Annotated in this window: 21 protein-coding genes and 2 pseudogenes; 11 read left to right on the top strand and 12 right to left on the bottom strand. The window is 63.0% G+C overall.

The genetic code is table 11. The annotated features are described in order from the left end of the window. Positions 1–16 precede the first annotated feature (16 nt). Positions 17–214: a hypothetical protein gene (locus AWB72_RS17885; protein ID WP_087128408.1), complete on the top strand. Its 198-nt coding sequence runs from the start codon at positions 17–19 to the stop codon at positions 212–214. Positions 215–246: 32 nt separating this feature from the next. After that, positions 247–369 (top strand): hypothetical protein, encoded by a 123-nt coding sequence (locus tag AWB72_RS29685; protein ID WP_280174581.1) that lies wholly within the window; start codon positions 247–249, stop codon positions 367–369. A 220-nt stretch (positions 370–589) separates the two neighbouring features. On the opposite strand, the gene AWB72_RS29895 is transcribed toward AWB72_RS29685, so the two are convergent. Both AWB72_RS29895 and AWB72_RS29890 read right to left on the bottom strand, forming a co-directional pair. After that, positions 590–694 carry an H-NS family nucleoid-associated regulatory protein gene (locus AWB72_RS29895; protein WP_143754644.1) on the bottom strand — a complete coding sequence of 35 codons (105 nt, stop codon included), beginning with the start codon at positions 692–694 and terminating at the stop codon, positions 590–592. Between the two features lie 95 nt (positions 695–789). Next, positions 790–1,065 (bottom strand): annotated as a pseudogene (locus tag AWB72_RS29890) (hypothetical protein); the annotation flags it as partial. A 275-nt stretch (positions 1,066–1,340) separates the two neighbouring features. On the opposite strand from AWB72_RS29890, the gene AWB72_RS17875 reads away from it, so the two are divergent. Next, positions 1,341–2,336 carry a Vgb family protein gene (locus tag AWB72_RS17875; RefSeq protein WP_052449746.1) on the top strand — a complete coding sequence of 332 codons (996 nt, stop codon included), beginning with the start codon at positions 1,341–1,343 and terminating at the stop codon, positions 2,334–2,336. A gap of 409 nt (positions 2,337–2,745) precedes the next feature. After that, entirely contained in the window at positions 2,746–3,117 is a 372-nt protein-coding gene (locus tag AWB72_RS17865; RefSeq protein WP_084592755.1) for a hypothetical protein, read from the top strand. Positions 3,118–3,435: 318 nt separating this feature from the next. Here AWB72_RS17865 and AWB72_RS17860 read toward each other — a convergent pair. The 8 genes and pseudogenes from AWB72_RS17860 to AWB72_RS17830 all read right to left on the bottom strand — a co-directional run. Next, a pseudogene (locus AWB72_RS17860) lies at positions 3,436–3,997 on the bottom strand (LLM class flavin-dependent oxidoreductase); the annotation flags it as partial. A gap of 17 nt (positions 3,998–4,014) precedes the next feature. Then, complete coding sequence (locus AWB72_RS17855) at positions 4,015–4,749, bottom strand: amino acid ABC transporter permease (protein WP_052449742.1); 735 nt, start codon at positions 4,747–4,749, stop codon at positions 4,015–4,017. Beyond that, the gene (locus AWB72_RS17850) at positions 4,746–5,477 is read right to left on the bottom strand and encodes an amino acid ABC transporter permease (protein ID WP_040049192.1); all 732 of its coding nucleotides are present in this window, start codon (positions 5,475–5,477) and stop codon (positions 4,746–4,748) included. The genes AWB72_RS17855 and AWB72_RS17850 overlap by 4 nt, the downstream gene beginning before the upstream one ends. 79 nt (positions 5,478–5,556) lie before the next feature. Continuing rightward, positions 5,557–6,378, bottom strand: a complete 822-nt coding sequence (locus AWB72_RS17845; protein WP_040049191.1) for an ABC transporter substrate-binding protein — start codon at positions 6,376–6,378, stop codon at positions 5,557–5,559. Beyond that, positions 6,375–6,608, bottom strand: coding sequence for a hypothetical protein (locus AWB72_RS28935; protein WP_159459381.1), 234 nt, complete (start codon positions 6,606–6,608; stop codon positions 6,375–6,377). Before AWB72_RS28935 ends, AWB72_RS17845 begins: the two co-directional genes overlap by 4 nt. A gap of 186 nt (positions 6,609–6,794) precedes the next feature. Further along, positions 6,795–7,514, bottom strand: coding sequence for an oxygen-binding di-iron domain-containing protein (locus tag AWB72_RS17840; protein WP_040049190.1), 720 nt, complete (start codon positions 7,512–7,514; stop codon positions 6,795–6,797). After that, positions 7,511–8,116 (bottom strand): DUF6875 domain-containing protein, encoded by a 606-nt coding sequence (locus AWB72_RS17835; protein ID WP_052449741.1) that lies wholly within the window; start codon positions 8,114–8,116, stop codon positions 7,511–7,513. Before AWB72_RS17835 ends, AWB72_RS17840 begins: the two co-directional genes overlap by 4 nt. A gap of 32 nt (positions 8,117–8,148) precedes the next feature. Beyond that, positions 8,149–9,120, bottom strand: a complete 972-nt coding sequence (locus tag AWB72_RS17830; protein ID WP_084592750.1) for an ATP-grasp fold amidoligase family protein — start codon at positions 9,118–9,120, stop codon at positions 8,149–8,151. Between the two features lie 323 nt (positions 9,121–9,443). Here AWB72_RS17830 and AWB72_RS17825 point away from each other — a divergent pair, with 323 nt between their 5' ends. From AWB72_RS17825 to AWB72_RS17810, 4 genes are read left to right on the top strand one after another with little or no spacing between them, the layout of a single operon-like run. Then, entirely contained in the window at positions 9,444–10,292 is an 849-nt protein-coding gene (locus tag AWB72_RS17825; protein WP_040049189.1) for an ABC transporter permease subunit, read from the top strand. Next, on the top strand, positions 10,289–11,035 hold the full coding sequence (locus AWB72_RS17820; protein WP_040049188.1) for an ABC transporter ATP-binding protein: 747 nt from the start codon (positions 10,289–10,291) through the stop codon (positions 11,033–11,035). Before AWB72_RS17825 ends, AWB72_RS17820 begins: the two co-directional genes overlap by 4 nt. A gap of 33 nt (positions 11,036–11,068) precedes the next feature. Next, positions 11,069–12,073 (top strand): NrtA/SsuA/CpmA family ABC transporter substrate-binding protein, encoded by a 1,005-nt coding sequence (locus AWB72_RS17815; RefSeq protein WP_040049187.1) that lies wholly within the window; start codon positions 11,069–11,071, stop codon positions 12,071–12,073. Positions 12,074–12,092: 19 nt separating this feature from the next. Then, the gene (locus AWB72_RS17810; RefSeq protein WP_040049186.1) at positions 12,093–13,334 is read left to right on the top strand and encodes an acyl-CoA dehydrogenase family protein; all 1,242 of its coding nucleotides are present in this window, start codon (positions 12,093–12,095) and stop codon (positions 13,332–13,334) included. A 52-nt stretch (positions 13,335–13,386) separates the two neighbouring features. Here the strand turns inward: AWB72_RS17810 and AWB72_RS17805 are convergent, their stop codons facing one another. Beyond that, positions 13,387–14,445: an LLM class flavin-dependent oxidoreductase gene (locus AWB72_RS17805; RefSeq protein WP_040049185.1), complete on the bottom strand. Its 1,059-nt coding sequence runs from the start codon at positions 14,443–14,445 to the stop codon at positions 13,387–13,389. A 154-nt stretch (positions 14,446–14,599) separates the two neighbouring features. Then, the gene (locus tag AWB72_RS17800; RefSeq protein ID WP_040049261.1) at positions 14,600–15,931 is read right to left on the bottom strand and encodes an LLM class flavin-dependent oxidoreductase; all 1,332 of its coding nucleotides are present in this window, start codon (positions 15,929–15,931) and stop codon (positions 14,600–14,602) included. A 228-nt stretch (positions 15,932–16,159) separates the two neighbouring features. Between AWB72_RS17800 and tauA the strand changes: the two genes are divergently transcribed. From tauA to AWB72_RS17785, 3 genes are read left to right on the top strand one after another with little or no spacing between them, the layout of a single operon-like run. After that, complete coding sequence (tauA, locus tag AWB72_RS17795) at positions 16,160–17,194, top strand: taurine ABC transporter substrate-binding protein (RefSeq protein ID WP_040049184.1); 1,035 nt, start codon at positions 16,160–16,162, stop codon at positions 17,192–17,194. After that, positions 17,191–17,970: a taurine ABC transporter ATP-binding protein gene (locus AWB72_RS17790; protein WP_040049183.1), complete on the top strand. Its 780-nt coding sequence runs from the start codon at positions 17,191–17,193 to the stop codon at positions 17,968–17,970. Before tauA ends, AWB72_RS17790 begins: the two co-directional genes overlap by 4 nt. After that, a complete protein-coding gene (locus tag AWB72_RS17785; protein ID WP_096030987.1) occupies positions 17,967–18,842 on the top strand; it encodes an ABC transporter permease subunit in 876 nt (291 codons plus the stop codon). The genes AWB72_RS17790 and AWB72_RS17785 overlap by 4 nt, the downstream gene beginning before the upstream one ends. The last annotated feature ends 24 nt before the right edge of the window (positions 18,843–18,866 follow it).

Here is an 18,866-nt window from a genome sequence, read left to right as displayed (position 1 = left end):
CTCAGGAGTCAACGGGATGGCATTCAACATCGACGCTTCGAGCATCGCTTTCAAAGAAACCCGCCGCGGCATTAACGCAGTTGCGGTCATCATTTCCAGCGACGGCGAGCGCGTCGGCGAGATCCACGACGTAGCTGAAAGATCGTCGCTGACGTCAGTTTTACAGGTGCACCGGACGAACGCCTCTCCCGCCCGGAGTGGATCTGGGTTTTAGAATCTGGCTTTGACAAGTCGGTCGATGGCCAGATGGACGAGGTCACACAGCAGAACGCAGCGCTCGTCGAGCAAGCGGCGGCAGCCGCCGGTTCGCTGCAAGATCAGGCGGAAACGCTGCGTGCGACGATGGCCATGTCTAGGACAGAAGCGTGAGAAGGCGCTGGCGAACGGTCGGCTGACTCCTTAATTTCCAGAGCAAGAGGGCACGCCACCCTGCGCCGCTATGTCCGCTTCGCGCGGGGCGCCTTTGCCGCGCTGGACGTCTTTCCGGCCTTAGTCGAGCGCGCCGGCGTTGCGTTCGTTTCGGACTTCGGCTTCTTAGTGCCAGCCGCTTTGGTATCAGCGATGGAGATCACAAACTTGCTCCCGTCCTTCAACGATGCCAACCATTCTGGCGCCTGCCCCGGCCGCTCCACTCGGCTCCGGATTCAGGATCTCGGTACTTCGCCGGTTGGGGACCGCGAGGGTAGTTTCCGATGCGCTTTCCCGAGTGGGTATCGTTAGACTGGCTGCTGCAAAGACCAGGAACCTCGCACGATTCTTAACGTTCGCTCTCCACGCGGGCGCTCTGCCTCGACCGCTCCACGTCGCGCCCGGATCACGATCCGGATCACGATATTTGCGGGTCGCAGCTAGCGCAGCGTTGGCCGGGTCCTTTGCTGCGCCAGCTCTACATCGATTAGTCAGGTCGTAATCGTCAGGCCATGCGCTTTCATGAGCGAATGAATTTTTGCGACGGCGGCAATGGCCTGCTTTTTTGAAGCGCGTCTGCTCGGGCCTGCAATTTTTAATCCTTCGATGTTTGAGAGGGCCGTCGTTTTCTCCCCTGAGTGGTCTGAGGTCCCGCACTACGCCATACGTCTTTTCTTCGAGGCGTATCGTTGATCGTTACGGAGTTCGGCGTGCTCTGGCCGACCCTGTCGTAGCACCGCCGCTTGAGCATGTCCATTGGAAACGGCCGACGCCCGGCATTCACCCACCTGCAACATCCGCTTGTCACGCCGGAGGCCGCATCGGCCGAGAGGTGCCACAATGAACCGGTGGCTGCGGTATGAGCGGATGCGATCACGGAGGTGGACGCTATGCCCGACGGAAGCGCGGTAATACTGGCGAAGGGGAACGGCATGTCTGCATCACGGTTTGTTCGCTGTCTCGCCTTGCTGGTTGTCGGCGCAATGGTTGCGGCGGGGCCGGTGCAGGCCCAGTCATCACCGTTCGACTCCTTCCCCGTGCCCGCCGGCAGCGCGCCGCACGATGTTGCGCCGGCGTCAAACGGCCTCGTCTGGTACACGGCTCAGGCGCAAGGCGCCGCAGGACGACTCGACCCGCGCAGCGGCAAGATCGATCGAATCCCGCTGGGCGATGGCTCTGCGCCGCACGGCGTCATCGTCGGTCCGGATCAGGCGGCATGGATCACAGACGGCGGGCGCGACGCAATTGTGCGCGTCGATCCTGTGACGCTCGCGGTCACACGATTCCCGTTACCGAAGGAACGGCGAAATGCCAACCTAAACACGGCGGTCTTCGACAAACGAGGGCATCTCTGGTTTACCGGGCAAAGTGGAATCTACGGCGAACTCGACCCGAAAAGCGGTCAGATGCGCGTGTTCGACGCGCCGCGAGGACCAGGCGCATATGGAATCTGCGTGACGCCCGACGCCAGCGTGTACTTCGCTTCGCTTGCGGGAAGTTATCTCGGCCGGATTGATCCGACGAGCGGCGCGGCGCAGGTCATCGAACCGCCGACACCGCGGCAGGGCGCGCGCCGCGTATGGTCCGACTCGATGGGACGCGTCTGGATCAGCGAGTGGAACGCAGGAAAGCTCGGCATGTTCGATCCCGCGACGCATCGATGGCGCGAGTGGAAATTGCCCGGTTCGGATCCACACGCGTACGCGGTATTCGTCGACGAGAAAGATATCGTATGGCTCAGCGAATGGAGCGCGAACGCGCTGGTCCGGTTTGACCCGCGAACTGAACGGTTCGAGACGTTTGCGCTGCCGCGGCCGCACGCGAATGTGCGTCAGATGATGGGGCGCCCCGGTGAAGTGTGGTTATCCGAATCCGGCACGGATCACTTGCTGCGGTACCGGTCTTCGCCAACGATCTCCGGTAATTGATGCCGCGATGCGCGCAACCTTCACGAGGCAACGTGATGACAGACGATTCCCCTTCTGATCCCGACAAGCTGAAAGGCCCGGGTGGCATGACATTCCGCCAGATCCACGAGCAGGTGCAGAAGTCCGTTCAGCGGGACCGCGATACGCAGGCCGCGCACAACGCGCCTGCACCAGGGAACCGATGGCAACGGTGGATTCGATTTGTGTGGGGCCGCAGCGGTCGAAGATAGGGACCGCTCATCCTTTTCACGATCGGAAGTATCATTGTTTCGTGTGCTGGGCACTGCTGTTTTTCGTAGGCCGTTGAAGAGCTACAGAAACGTAGAAGCGGTGCAATGTAACTGTGGCCATGCCGCTTCCGCTGGCGTCGACTTGTCAGCGGCGCCGGAACCTGCACAAGGAGCCCATCATGAAGAGGAATTGCGATCGCGCGCAACTTCGCGCCACGCTCATTACGCTAATCGGTGCTGCTGCGCTGTGCTTCACCGCGATAGCTACCGCAGAAAGTCAGGCGGTGAAGAAGCTCGGCCAGATAACTGTCATCAATCAAACGCTTCAACCCAAACCCCTTAATTCAAACCCCGCGCCCCCCGCTAATAACAACTCGAATACGTCGAACGGCACTACACCGAACCAGACTGCGCCGAACGCCAACGTCAGCCCGACTCCTAACGCCGCCCCGACCTACAACTGGAGGGCTATAAACGCGGCGAATGCAGCGAATGCCGCGAATGCCGCGCGCGTCAACGCGGTCCCTGGAGCGCCGCCCGCTCACAAGTGATGGTTCGACGATCCATACACGAGCGGCCTGAATACCCAATGTCGTTGATCAGCAAGTGCGGATGTGACCTTCTGCGGTTCTAAAGAAATATCGCGCGCTGCCGACATCGCAAACACGGGTGGGCAGAGCCGCCTGTTGCTATTGCGAGCCGAAACGAACCTTGGAGGTGTGCGATGTCTCGTGTCTTTAGCATTTTGCGCAACATCGGCAGGCATCTTCTGCCGCAGGTTCGACTCGTCCCCGTATCCGGCGAGCAAGCACGGCGACGAGCCGCCGTGCGCGGTATTTGGTTCTAGCAAATCGGCGAACCGTCACCGTCAGTCCAACGCCGGCCCACAGGTTCGGGCTCGTCTCCAGCTTGTCGCGTCGTCCACCGTGCAGTTCAGCCATGCGGCGCTGCCCTACCGAATCCATCTTCGCGAAGTTCTGCTGCGATTGCGCGATGTCCTCGTCGGTCAGGCGGCTGATCAACGAATCGGCTGCGGCCCATGCTTCCTCATTGGTCTCGCGCACGATCACATGCAGGCGCACCCCGAAGCGCAGCGTGCGGCCACGGCGCGTGGCGCGCTCGCGCACGTCCGCGAATTTCTTCGCGACGGCCTCGGGCGGCTCGCCCCACGTCAGGTATGTATCGACGTGCTCCGCCGCGATCTCGTGCGCCGCATCAGATGAACCGCCGAAATATAGCGGCGGATACGGCTTCTGCACTGGCTCGTGGAAATTCTTCGCGCCCTTGACGCGCACATGCTTGCCGTCGAAATCGATCGACTCGCCCGCGGAGAGCCTGCGCCACACGTAAAGAAATTCGTCGGCGTACTCGTAGCGCGCCTCGTGGTCGAGAACGACGCCGTCGGCGGCCAGTTCGGTCGCATCGTGCCGGCCACGCCGACGGCGCCATCACTCCGGAAGCCGCTCGCCGAGACCCGGCTTGCGCGCGCGCCGCTCGCGCGGCTGCATCTTCTCGCGATGTCCGAGCAGCAGGCGCGCAAGCCCTTGCAGCGCGCCGCACAGCATCAGATAGACGAAGCCAACGAACAAAAAGATTTGCGCCGGATAAATCATCAGGCGATTGTTGAGCTGATTCGCGAGGAACGTGAATTCCGGCACGCCGACGATATAGGCCAGCGACGTGTCCTTGACGAGCGAGACGCACTGATTGACGAAGGACGGCATCATCACGCGCACGGCTTGCGGCAGGATCACTTCGCGCAACGCCTGCCAGCGCGTGAGGCCGAGCGACAACGCCGCCTGCCGCTGGCCATCGCCGATCGACGCGATGCCCGCATGCACCGAATGCGACAGATACGCGCCGCCGATGAGCGCGAGCGCGCACACGACCGTCGCGAGCCCCGGCACGTTCACATGCAGCAGGATCGGCATGAGGAAGAACGTCCAGAAGATCAGCATCAGCACGGGAATCGCGCGAAAGAACGCCACCACCGAAGTCAGCAGAAGATGCACGATGCCGCGTGTCATGGCGAGCGCGATGCCGCCCGCGAGGCCGATCATCGCGGCGAGCGACGCTGAAGTGACCGAGAGCGCGACCGTCAGCGCGATGCCGCCCAACGGCCCTGAAGGAAACGCGCCGAAAGCGAGATAGCGCAGCGAGAGCAGCCAGTCTAAACCGCTCATGCATGGCCTCGCTGAAAGGCGCGCGCGCGACTGCGCTGCCAAAGCACCAGCGCGACCTCGATGACGGCGATGGTCAGCACATAGAACACGGTCGCCGTGCCGAATGCCTGGAAGGTCTTGAACGTTTCCGTATCGACCTGACGCGACATGTACGACAGTTCCGCGACGCCGATGGCCATTGTCAGCGACGAGTTCTTCACCACGTTCATGTATTGCCCCGCGAGCGGCGGCGTCGCGATGCGCAGCGCCTGCGGCAGGATCACGTATCGCAGGGTCGCGAAGCGGCCCATGCCTAGCGCGGCGGCGGCCTGTTCCTGCGCATGGCTGACGCCGCGCATGCCGGCGCGAAACTCTTCGCCGATGAAGGCCGTTGTGTAGCAAGTGAGGCCTGTCCATCCAGCAAACAGTTCGAAGCTAGGCCAAGGTATTGAAACCGGGCCGAACGTCACTGCATGCGGTGTGTTGAGCCACGTCATCCAGTCGGACGGCAGCAACGCGGCCGCGCCGAAGTACCAAAAGAGCAATTGAACGAGCAACGGCGAATTCCGGAAAACGAAGACATAAAGCGCGGCGGCTTGCGCGAAGACCGCGCTTCGCGACGTGCGCGCGACCGCCAATAGGAAGCCGAGCAGCGTTGCGCCGATGCCCGCACATGCGGAGAGCCCGAGCGTGACGGCGAAGCCGTGCACGAGCCACGCGAGATACTTCGGTTCAAGCCAGGTGTGCATGATCGACAGCGAGAAACATAAGCAGCGAAAGCCGGCGCCCGAAGTTCGCGCGCCGGCCCATTGATGTCGTCGACGAGACTCAGCTGTTCTTCTGCGGATCGCCGATCTTGAAGAGGCGCGGCAGCGGTGCGGCGCTTCGAGGCCCGAACCACTTGTCGTAGATTCGGTTCGCCTCGCCGTCCGCTTCGAGTTTCGTGAGCGTGCTGTTCACGGCGTCGAGCAAGCGCGTTTCACCCTTCGGCACGCCCACGCCTTCGTAGTCGTTGGAAATCGTGAAAGGCGAGATTTCATAGCCGGACTTGTCAGGCACGCGCGCGAGCAGCGCGACGAGCTTCGGGCCGTCCTGCGTGATTGCCTGCACGTTGCCCGTGCGCAATGCGGCAAAGGCGAAAGGCGTATCGTCATAGGCGACGATGGTCGCGTTCGGGAATTTCGCGCGCACCTGCTGCTCGTTGGTCGTACCCTTGTCCGCGCCGATGCGCAGGCTGTTGATCTGATCGGGCGTCTTCAGCACGCCCTTCTTCGCGATGAACTGCGTGCCCGATGCGAAGTACGGCGTGCTGAAATCCACTTCCTTCTTGCGCTCGTCGGTGATCGTGAAGTTGGCGAACACGAGGTCCACCTTGCCCGACTTGAGGAAAGCAATGCGATTGGCAGGATTCGTCGGCTGCACTTCCAGCTTGACGCCGAGACTGCTCGCGACGGCGCGCGCATAGTCGACATCGAGGCCGACGATCTGGTTGTCCTTCGGATCGACGAAGCCGAATGGCGGGTTGCTGTCGAATGCCGCCACGCGCAGCACGCCTGCCTTCCTGATGTCGTCCAGACGGTCCGCATGCGCGCCGTTCGATGCAGTTACCAGCAGTGCCGCCAGCACCGCGCCCCAGGTCTTGATTTTCATTGGATGGATTCCTCGTTCGTTGTGCCGCCTGCGCCGTCGTCGTGCATCGGCGGTGGCGAGGCACGCACTGTATCGGCGTAAGGGGCACAAGGGAACGAAGTTTTTCTCACGTCGAAATCAGGCGGGAAGATTTGGCTTGGGGTTTGAGGAAAGGGAACCGTCACAAGCGTGAAAGGGTGCGATTCTTGTCTATCTGGCACGTCGCGGTGCAACGCATTACGTTCGATCATCGGTGATGCCTCTGCCTATCCGATCAAGCCGAGGCTTTGATTCTGAGCACACCCCGCGCAGGCGATAACCAATTTTTCTTCATTTTTTAATGGCTGAACGGTTCCCTTTCTGCGGACTGCGCAACGGGTATGCATGAATAAAAGCCGCAGCGTGCGCGTCACGGGCCAGGCTGCTCGTGCAGCGCATCACTCGGCAACTTCCCTCGCACTTGCCGCCGTGCAGTACTGGATGAGTCCATCGATGATCTGCGGAATTCCCGAGTCGATCGCGGGGCCATGCATCGGGAATATCCAGTCTATGTCGTACTTGCGTATCTTCATGAGTGCGGCATGCAGATGCGCGAGCGAAGGCAGATATCCCGACTTCTCGATAGAGCCGATGATGTCGCGCAACGCATCGCCCGACGCATCGACCGGTCCGTAGCTCATGAAGATATCCGACGAAAACAGCGCCTTCAGCCGCGGCACATAGAGCACGAGCGCGTCCCATTGATGCACGTGCGTCGTGAAGATCGGCACGATGCGCTCGCCCGATATCGTGATCGGCACTTCATCCTTGAGCGGCTTCGTCTTGACGGAAAAAATATCGGCGAGCGCGTGCGCGCAAATGGGATGCGCGTATGCAACGACGCCCGCATGACGCGATGAGAACTCGGGCAGCGCGGCAATTTCATCGGCTTCGAAATGCGGCGCCACGATGCTTCCGACCTCGCCCACTTCGATGCCCACGCTCCGCAGATTCGCCTCGAGTTGCGCAAAGTCGGCCCGCATGCCGGTGGAGACGCCCACGTATCCGCCCGAAGGCGAGCGAATGAAAAACTGCGAGAACGCGAGGTCCAGCTTCTCGATGTATAGCGTGTTGCGGTACACGTCGCTGCCGAATCGTTCGATTGACGATGCGTTCATGCCTTGGCCTCTCTTGCGGTTTCCAGTTGCCGAAGGGCGATCCTGCCGCGCCCGCCGAACTTCTCCAGATACAGGCGGACATAGTGCGCGTTATCGTATAGGAACGCGATGTCGGTCGGGACCATGTTTCGAATCGCAAGCAAGGGAACGGGTGCTTGCAGCGGCCGAAACGACCGGTTCCAGAGGCCCGGCTCCTCGCAGCCCGGAAAGAATTGGCCGATCATCAGATGGCGTTCGACGAAGCTCGGCTTGAGCCTTTGCTGAACGCGCTCGACCGCGTGCGCCGCATTGGCGATTCGCATCGGAACGATGATACGGCAACGATATGTGTCCAGCATTCCGCCGCTTTGCCCGAAGTCTTCGCGATGCGCCGCGACTTCCTGCTCGAACGCGTCCGCGTCCGCAGACCAGTTGCTGAAGAACGCTATGCTCTTCCTCAGCACCGCCGATCTCGCGAACGGGCATACGTCCCCCAGCCGGCCGACATCCGCATGCGGCGCGCACAGAAATTGTACGATCCAGTCGACGACATCGGCGAACGCTGGATCGGACGATGCCTCGTCGAAAGGAATCTGCTCCGATTCCGATAGCCTTATTGACATAGTGACCCTCGTCAACCGACGCGCTTCGTCCGTTAGCCCATCTGGCGAATCAGTCGTCCCCATTCATGGTCGTAATGGTCCGGCGCGATCCGCATGAGTCCGCCGCCCGGCGTGAACGTTAGCTCCCCGAAATAGATATGATCGTCGGGTGCGTAGAGATCGACGCGCACATAGCCGAGACCGTCCGCCAGGCGCGTCGCGATCTCGACAATCTCTTTCCAGTTCCTGAGCGGCGGAGCAGCCACGTCGCTGCACGGATAATCGCCAAGAACGATGTCCATGCGATTCCACTGCGGATCGTAGAAATCGTGGCGCGGCTGGCCGAACCGGTCGGTAATGACGCCGGTATAGATGATCCGTCCGTCCGGTCCGTTCCCGAAGATATTGAGCTTGATGTCAGGCGGAATCTTGCCGTCTTTATCCAGCAGCAGTTTCTCGAAGAACACGCGACGCTCGATCGGCTCATAGTGCCGTTCGCGTGTGTGGCGATAGAAGTTCGTATCGAGCCACCTGCTCGCGATCCGGCTCAGTTCTTCGAACGACGTATCCGCCTTTCTCCAGACCACTTTCACAAAACCGCAACCGTGATTGGCTTTCATCACGAAGGCATCGGGAAGCGAGTCGAAGACATCGCGCGTGAAAACGTCGGGCGCAGCGATCAACGGAATCAGATGCCGCTCGCCGATGGTGCGTTTAACGTGGTCTCTGACGAGCAGCTTGTCGGTGAGCGCAGTCCATTGCGGCTGCGGATTCAGGCAGCGGTCGAGAATCAGTTCGTTGAAGGTCGAGGGATTGGCGAGGTTCGGGAATCGCCCTACTTTTCGGCGATGCAGGAGACGCAGCAGCAACGCATCCGGAAGCGCGCTTCTCGCAGCCCTGAATAATGTCGATGCCGCCGCTGCCCGCGTCTTGCCGGCAACCACGGCCAAGCTGCTTGCCAGCGTGCGAGCACGCGCCTCATGGACTCCGTGGACCGAGCTTCTCGTTTCCGCGGGAATGGTCATCGACTTCCTCCTTGCCCGAGTGATCTTCCTCGCCGACGATACGGCAACTCAGCCGCCGCCGAAAACAAGCAATTCTTCGATTCATAGATGCAGTTCACGCGCGACGAATTGCCGGGGCCGACATCATTTGTCGTGAATTACTCATCGCGCCGGAGCTGAAAAGCAAACGACAATAAATCGTTTGTCGTTGCTGATCGCGCTGTCTTCTAATGACTGGCTGCTTTACACCATTCAGTATTCGATGACCACGGCACTCGGCGCACCGCCGCGCTTCTGCTTCCTGCCGGAGCGTTCCATCCTTCATGGACTGACACGGGAATGAAATGGCCGACCTGACTTCGACGCATGAACGCTATCTGTCCACGCGACCCGCTCGCGCGGGCTTAACCACGACCGTCCTTTACCGGTGGCTATCCTGGCTCGTACCGGCGATGGTCGTGCTGCTATGGGAAGCCGCCGCACGCGCCGGACTCATTGCACCGCAAGTGCTTCCCGCACCGAGCCGCGTCCTCGCAACCGCCGCGAATATGGCGCAGAACGGCGAACTCTTCGTTCACCTTGGCGTTTCGCTGTTGCGCGCGGCGGCGGGCTTCGCCATTGGCGGGATCATCGGGCTGGCGCTGGGTGTCGTGGTCGGCTTCTCGCCCCTTGCGCAGGCGATTATCGATCGCTCCGTGCAGATGGTGCGCGCCATTCCTTTTCTGGCGATGCTCCCGCTCGTCATCGTGTGGTTCGGCGTCGGCGAAACCGCAAAGATCTTTCTGGTCGCGCTCGCGGTCCTCTTCCCGATCTATATCAACACGATGCTCGGCATCCGCCAGATCGATCCGAAGCTGATGGAGCTTGCCAAGGTCGTCGGCATGAGCCGAAGCGCGACCGTGCGGCGAATCATTCTTCCCGGCGCAATGCCCTCGATCCTCACTGGCGTGCGCTATGCGCTCGCTCATGCGTGGCTTGCCCTCGTCATCGCCGAAACGCTTGCGACGACCAAAGGCATCGGCTTTCTCGCGATGGACGCGCGCGAGTTCCTGAACACCAATGTCATCGTGCTGACCGTGATCATCTACGCGATCATCGGCGTCGTCGCGGACACACTCGTGCGCTTGCTCGAAGGCCATTTCCTCTCCTGGCATGCGAACTACGCGAACAGCAACAAGGGAGCGCACAAGTGACTGGAAGCATCGCTCTTTCGCGCGATTCCTCGCCAAGCGCGTCGGCCACTCGCGAGCCAAGCGCCGCATCGACGCTGGCCGTATCGGTTCGCGGTCTTCAGCGGCGCTACGGCAGCCGCGTCGTCATCGATGCCCTCGATCTCGACATCCGCAAAGGCGAATTCGTCGCGCTGCTGGGCGAAAGCGGATGCGGCAAGACCACGCTGCTGCGCGCGCTCGCAGGACTCGATCGGCCCGATGCGGGAAGCATCCGCGCGCCGGCCAGGCCTTCCGTCGTGTTCCAGGAGCATCGGCTTCTTCCGTGGGCGACGCTGTGGCAGAACGTGTCGCTCGGTCATGAGAACACTATCGGCCGCAATGGCGCGGCGCGTGCGCTGGCCGAAGTCGGACTCGCAGGCCGCGAGGACGACTGGCCGCGCAATCTATCGGGCGGGCAGGCTCAGCGTGTGGCGCTGGCGCGCGCGCTCATCCACGATCCCGCGCTGCTGCTGCTCGACGAGCCATTCGCGGCGCTCGATGCCCTCACGCGCATCAAGATGCACGGGCTCGTGAAGGAGCTCGTCGCGCTTCATCACCCCGGCGTGCTGATCGTCACGCATGACGTCGACGAAGCCCTCGCGCTCGCCGACAGAATCCTCGTCATGCGCGCGGGACGCATCGCGGCTTCGTTCGAGCCGAAGGCGCACACGCCGCAAACGCTGCGGCCCATCCTGCTCGACGAGCTGGGTGTCCGTTCGCATTGACCGCCTTTTCCACGACAAGAAGGACCCGAGAGAATGAACGATTCATCGCTGACCCGCCGCCAGTTGTTGCGCGCGGCGGGTGGCTTGTTTGCCGGCGCAGCCGTCGGCGGCCTGTTCCCGGCGCAGGCGGCCGAGCCGCGCAAGCTCACGCGCAATACCGATACGGTCCGCATCGGCTGGGGCTACGGCAGCCTGCCGGACATCGCGAAACAGCGCGGCGTGTTCGAGAAGACGCTCGCTGCCAAAGGCATCAAGGTCGAATGGGTCGGACCGTTTCCGAACCACGCGCCCTCGATTCAGGCGGTCGTCGGCGGCAGCGCGGACTTCGGCTTCTGGGGATCGACGACACCCGCGCTCGCCGCCATGCTCGCCGGCTCGCCCATCGTCTTCAACGCATTCGATATCTATTCGCCGCGCTCCACTGCGATCATCGCGAAGAAGTCGAGCGGCATTCGTTCGGTGAGCGATCTGGCGGGCCGCAAGGTCGCCGTCAACCGCTCGGGACTCGGCGAATTCCTGCTCATCGCGGCGCTGGAAAAGCATCGCGTCGATCGGGACAAGGTGCAGTTCGTCTATCTGAATCCGCCCGACGCGGCGCCGGCCTTCGCGCAAGGCAAGGTCGATGCGTGGTCCATGTGGTCGCCGGGCGTCGACATTTCGCGTTTCGCCAACGATGCGCACGACATCTTCAACGAAGGCCGCGATCTGGATTTCCTGATCGACTACAGTTCGCTCGTGACGCGCCGCCAATTCACCGAGGAGAACTCGGAACTGATCCGCGCCGTGATCGATGCGTACTACGTCGAAGGCGCATGGCAGTCCGCGCATTCCGCCGATGCCGAACTGCTCGTTCAACGCGAGGGCAAGTATCCGGATCAGGTGCGCGAGTACTTGACGAGCCTCAAGCGCGTCAATCAGTTTCACGAGCCCGACGACGCCGCGTTCATTGCGCAATTCCAGCGCGCGGCCGACTGGCTCGCGGAACGCAAAATCATCAATTCGCGCATCAAGGTCGCGGATTACAGCGTCAAAGTGTGACGCGAGGACACGCACGATCATGACTGAACGCACTCAACACACAAGCTCGAATCCGCGCCTCGTGTCGCCCCTTTCCGCGACGCTCGGCTTCTCGCAAGTCATCGACGATATCGCCGCGACGGCCGCCGAACGCGAACGCGATCATCGGCTGCCACACGAGGAAATCGCGAAGCTCAAGGCGCTCGGCTTCGGCGCGCTGCGTCTTCCTTCCGATGCCGGCGGCCATGGCGTGTCGCTGCGCGAACTGTTCGTCGTCGCACGCGACATCGCCGCAGCGGATTCGAACATCGCGCACGCGTTTCGCAATCATCTGTGGCAAGTCGAGGCCGCGCTCAAAAGACGCGAGCATCCGTTTCATGCGCGCGTGCTCGAACTCACCGCGCAGAAAAAGACCATCGGCCTGGGTTTCGTCGAAAGCGATGTGAGAGCGGCGGGCGCGCGGCCCACGAAAGTGCTGACGCGGCTGGAATGGGACGCGTCGCGCGATGTCTATGTCGGCTCCGGCGAGAAGCCCTACGCAACGGGCAATCTTTATAACGATGCATTCACCGGCGTGGCGGTGGAAAGCCGCGCGGGGCGCACGGTGCAGTACGTGCTGGAACGCGGCGCAGGCGTCAGCAACGACGATGACTGGCAGGGTTTCGGCCAGCGTCTGACAGGCTCGGGGACGGCGCGCTTTCACGACGTGACGGTGCCGCCCGCGCACGTTTATCCCGCCGATCCGCCGAAGTCCGACGAAGCCGCGCCGTGGGGCTTCACGTTCCATCAGGTCTATCTGACCAACTGCATCGCCGGGATTGCGCGGCGCGTCGCGCTGGACGGCGCCGGCGTGCTGCGTGCGCGAGGACGCAACTTCTATCATGGCGAAGCCGCGCATCCCACGGACGAACCCGTGCTGCACGCCCTGCTCGGCCGCATTCGCGCCTATGCGGCAAGCGTCGAAGCAATCGCCGACCGCGCAGCCGATGCGTTGCAGCGCGCGTGGGACGCTTACGGCACGCGCGATGAATACGAGGCGACGCTTGCCGCCACGCTCGCGGCATCGGAGGCGAAGGTGGTCATCGACGATCTCGCGCCGCAGATCGCAAGCTGGCTGATCGATCTCGGCTCGGGATCGGTCGTCTCACGCATCGGCGCGCTGGACCGGCACTGGCGCAACATCAAGGTCATCGCGTCGCACAATCCGCGGCTCTATAAGGAACGCCTGCTCGGGCAAAACCTGTTGAGCGGACAACTGCCGCCCACGGGCGCGTTCTTTTGATGATGCAGTGAAGCGTGTCCGCTCGCTTGCGGACACGCATGCGCTCACGCGCTCACGCGTTCAACAGCCGGCGCACGCGCGGCATCACTTCGTGGGCGAAGCGGGCCATGTCCGCTTCGAACGGCTGAAACTGCAGCATGAACAGTTCGATGCCCGCGCGATGGAAATCCGCAATGCGCCGCGCAACGGTATCGTAATCGCCGACGAGATCGGCCGCCGTTCCGCCGTTCGACCCAACCCGCGCCGAGCGCGCGAAGGTCTGATGCATGACGGCGTTCGGATCGGTATTCGCCTTCTGCTGCTCGCGCAGCGGCTTGTCGAGTTCCGCCAGCGCGAAGAGATGCTGCAAATGCGCGAGCGCTTCATCGTGCGTCTCGCGCGCGATCACGAACGCCGATAAGCCGAAGCGCAACGGCTCCCGCCCAGCCGGACGCGCACGCGCGGAGACATCGGCGATGAGCTTCGCAACGTCGTCGTGCGGCTGACCGTTGATGAACCACACGTCGCCATGCGCCGCCACGAGCGAACGCGCCGGCTCCGATTCGCCGCCCACATAAATACGCGGACGCGCGCGAAACGGATCGCCGGGACGCAACTGGTAATCGTCGATACGAAAGTGATCGCCGCGATGCGTCAGCGCTTCGCCGCGCAGCAACGCATCGACGACGCCGATCCACTCGCGGCCATACGCGTAACGCTCATCGTGCTCGGCGAAACCGATGCCGGCGCGCTCAAGCTCGGGACGATTCCACGCATTCACGAGATTGATCGCGAAGCGCCCGCCGCTGATATGCTCGATCTGCTGCGCCATTTTCGCGAGCACCACCGGATGATAGAGATAAGGCTTGATCGCCGTGATGATCTCGATGCGCGACGTGAGCGCCGCCAGCGCCGCCGATGCCGTCCATGCCTCGAGCTGATCGAGCGAAGGATCATGCGGATTGATCGTATGTTGCGCGACGAGCACGGAGTCGTAGCCGAGGCGTTCGGCTTCGAGCACGAGCGCCTTGTTGCGCGCCCACGATGCATCGTAAGGCTCGTCGGGATCCTGCAGCGCCGCGCGGCTGCCATGCACCAGCGCCCAAACGCCGAAGCGGGGAGAGTTGGACATCGTTTGAATGAGCCTCTAGAGAAGTGGCGAAGCACATCATGCTAATGCCGCTCGCGCGTCCGGCTATCCAATTTATAAAGATAACCAATCGTTCCTTGAGGTCATAAGCGTGGGCCGCTCGCGCATCGCTTCGCGCTCCATGCAACGCGACACATCACCCTTCATCGAAGAAACGGTTGCGCGGTCTCGGCAGACCCAGATGCTCGCGCAGTGTCGCGCCTTCGTATGCGCGCCTGAAGATGCCGCGCCGCTGCAGTTCCGGCACGACCTTCGCGACGAAATCATCAAGGCCCGCCGGCAAGAACGGAAACATCACGTTGAAGCCGTCGCTGCCTTCCTCGACGAGCCATTGCTCCATCTCGTCGGCGATGTCCGTCGCGGTTCCGACCATCTGCAAGCCCGAATAGCCGCCGACACGGCGCGCAAGCTCGCGCACGCTCAGCCCTTCCCTGCGCGCCATGTCGATGACGCGTTCGCGCGCGCTCCGGCTCGCATTCGTTTCGGGAATCTCGGGCAGAGGGCCGTCCGGATCGAACGACGATACATCGTGCCCGAGCGCGATCGACAGCGAGGCGAAGCCGCTATCGTCGTGCACGAAGGTATCGAGCAGCGCGCGCTTTTCCTGCGCTTCGTCGCGCGAATCGCCCACCACGACGAACGCGCCGGGCAGGATCTTCAGATGATCCCGCGCGCGGCCGATGCGTTCCATGCGGCCTTTCACGTCGGCATAGAAACGCTTGCCCGCGGCGAGATTCGGCTGCGCGGTGAAGACCGCATCGGCGGTTTCGGCGGCGAGCTGCTTGCCCGCCTCCGACGATCCCGCCTGCACCACCACGGGCCAGCCCTGCAACGGCCGCGCGATGTTCAACGGCCCGCGCACCGACAGATACGGCCCCTTGTGATCGAGCACGTGCAGCTTCGCCGGATCGAAGAAGAGGCCGCTTTCGGTGTCGCGCACGAAGGCGTCGTCGGACCAGCTATCCCAGAGGCCCGTGACGACATCGTGGAACTCGCGCGCTCGCCGATAGCGCTCGTCGTGCTCCATGTGCTCTTCGCGGCCGAAGTTGCGTGCGGCATCGGGATTGGACGTGGTGACGAGATTCCAGCCCGCGCGCCCGTCGCTCAGATGATCGAGCGACGCAAAGCGCCGTGCGATGTGATACGGCTCGTCGAACGTGGTCGATGCCGTCGCCACCAGCCCGATGCGCTCCGTCACCGAGGCGAGCGCGGAAAGCAGCGTGAACGGTTCGAACGAAGTGGCGGTGTGGCTGCGCTTCAACGCATTCACCGGCATGTTGAGCACGGCGAGATGATCGGCCATGAAGAAGGCATCGAAGCACGCTTTCTCCAGCGTCTGCACGAAGCGTTTCAGGTGCTTGAAGTTGAAGTTGGCGTCGGGGTATGCGCCAGGGTAGCGCCACGCGCCGGTGTGCAGGCTGACCGGACGCATGAACGCGCCGAGATGAAGCTGTCGTGAGTGTGGCATCGCGTCGATTGAATGCGTAGTGTGATTCGCGCCAAGGTACTGCAACTGGCGAAAACGCGCTCGAATGCTTCGGCACTTTGCTTTTCGCGCGACGCGGAATATGCATAGCATCGGACATGAACGGCGATCATGCCTTCCTGCTTCACTTGCAAAGCATGAAAGATTCGTAGCCGCGGTACGCGAAGTGCCTATAGTCGAATGCTCCATCCCACCACTTTCGTCCGCTCCATGAAACACACGTTCCATCGTCGCAGGCTGATCGCCGGCGCTGCGTCCTTCCTGTTCGCCGCCATCGCATTCGCGCCCCTTTCCACGCGCGCCGAGACACGCGAGGTCGTCATCGGCTATCAGGATATGGTGGTGCCCTGGCGTTATGCGCAGGCGAGCGGCGCTGTCGAGAAGGCGACGGGCTACAAGGTCACCTATCGCAAGCTCGGCAGCGGCGCGGACGTCATTCGCGCGCTCGCGTCGGGTTCGATACAAGTCGGCGAAGCGGGTTCGAGTCCAATCGCGGCGGGCTTGTCGCAAGGCGTCGATCTCTCGCTGTTCTGGATTCTCGACAACATCAACGACGCCGAAGCGCTCGTCGCCCGCAACGGCTCGGGCGTGACCAAGCTCGCCGATCTCAAGGGCAAGACGCTCGGCGTGCCGTATGTGTCGACCTCGCATTTCCATGCGCTCGTCGCGTTGCAGCAGGCGGGCGTCGATCCTTCCGCGGTCAGGATCGTCAATCTGCGTCCGCCCGAAGTGGCCGCAGCGTGGGAGCGCGGCAACATCGACGCGACCTATATCTGGGACCCGGTGCTCGCGAAGGTCAAGCAGAACGGCAAGGTGCTCGTCACGTCGGGCGAGGTGGCGAAGGAAACTGGCAAGGCGACCTTCGACGGCTTCGTCGCGTCGCGCAAGTTCGCGCAGGACAACGCCGCGTTCATGGCCGGTCTCGTCAAAGTGCTCGCCGACACCGACGCGCAATATCGCGATCACAAAGCCGACTGGAGCGCCGGCTCCGCGCAGGTGAAGGCCGTGGCACGGGAATCCGGCGCGAACGCCGCCGACGTGCCCGCGAGTCTCGCGCTCTACGCGTTCCCGACGGCGGGCGAACAGGCATCTCAGACGTGGCTCGGCGGCGGGCAACAGTCCGGCGCGGCGAAATCGCTTGCCGCGACTGCGCAGTTCCTCAAGCAGCAGGGCACGATCCAGAACGTGCTCGCGGATTACTCCACGGGCGTCGATCCGCGCTACGCGCAGCAGGCCGCGAAATGACATCGCTTTCCATCCGCAATCTCGGCGTCACTTATGACGGCGCGAGCGCGCCTGCGTTGGAAGGCGTCGATCTGCACATCGGCAGCGGCGAGTTCGTCGTGGCGCTCGGCGCATCGGGCTGCGGCAAGACCACGCTGCTCAACTGCCTCGCCGGTTTCATCGATCCGACCGAGGGCGAGGCATCGCTCAACGGCGAACCGATCGCCGGACCGGGCGCGGAGCGCGGCGTGGTGTTTCAGAAGCATGCGTTGATGCCGTGGCTCGACGTGCTCGACAACGTCGCGCTCGGCTTGCGCTTTCGCGGCGTGAAGCGCGCCGAACGTCACGTTATCGCGCGGCGCACGCTTGCCCTCGTCGGCCTGGCGCAGCACGAGCATGCGAAGGTCCACGCGCTTTCGGGCGGCATGCAGCAACGCGTCGGCATTGCGCGTGCGCTCGCGAGCGATCCCGAAGTCCTCTTGATGGACGAACCGATGGGCGCGCTCGACGCCCTCACGCGCGAAAGCGTGCAGGAGCTGGTGCTGGATGTGTGGGCGCGCACTCGCAAGACGGTGTTCTTCATCACGCACAGCGTGGAAGAAGCGCTCTTTCTGGCGACGCGGCTCGTGCTGATGACGCCCGGTCCCGGACGAATCGAGGAAGTGCACGAACTGCCTTTCTCGCGCGAATACGTGCGTGGCCGCGATGCGCGCGCCGTGAAGTCGTCGCCCGCGTTCATCGAATGGCGCGAGCGGCTGACGCGCCGTTTGCATCGCACGGAAAAGGAGGCCGCGTGAACCGGCAGGCTTCGGATGCATCGTTGTCCGGTGCAACGGCGGGGTCGCGGCTCACTCGACGCACCGCTCGCGCGAAGCATCGCGCCCGCAATCGCGGTATGCCCGGCGCGGGGCCGACCGCGCTGCCGAGTGCGCTATGCGTTGTCGTGCTCGCGGCGTTGTGGTGGTCCGCCACGCATTTCGGCTGGTTGCCGCCGCTCTTCCTGCCTTCGCCCGAGGCGGTATGGCACGCATTCGTCGATGCGTGGCATGGGCGTCTGCAAGGCGGCCTGCCGCTCTCGGAACATCTGCTGTGGAGCGCGATTCGCGTGTTCGGCGCGTTCGCGCTGGCGGTCGTCACGGCGGTGCCCGTCGGCATTCTGATGGGCGTGAGCCGCATCGCGCGCGGTGTGCTGGACCCGCCGCTGGAGTTTTATCGGCCGCTGCCGCCGCTCGCTTATCTGCCGCTCGTCGTCATCTACTTCGGCATCGACGAGACCGCGAAAATCGTCGTGATCTGGCTCGCGTGCTTCGCGCCCATCGCGATGGCCGCCCGTGCCGGTGCGAGAAGCGCGACCGCCGAGCAGGTGAACGCCGCGTGGTCGCTCGGCGCGAACTTCCGCCAGGTGGTGTGGCATGTCGTGCTGCCCGCCGCGCTGCCGGAAATACTGACGGGCTTGCGCATCGCGGTCGGCTTCGGCTGGACCACGCTCGTCGCCGCCGAAATGGTCGCCGCCACCGCCGGGCTCGGGCAGATGGTGCTCAACGCATCGAGCTTCCTGCGCACGGATGTCGTCGTGATGGGGATCGTGTTGATCGGCGCGATCGCGTGGATTTTCGATTTCGGCATGCGCGCGCTGGAGCGGCGGCTCGTGCCGTGGAAGGGACGCTGAACGGTGAAATCAGGCTCGGCCAGG

This window comes from Caballeronia concitans, from assembly GCF_001544615.1.
Classification (GTDB): domain Bacteria; phylum Pseudomonadota; class Gammaproteobacteria; order Burkholderiales; family Burkholderiaceae; genus Caballeronia; species Caballeronia concitans.
The sequence above is the reverse complement of the archived record's forward strand: the minus strand, read 5'-3'. Positions and strand labels throughout refer to the sequence as shown.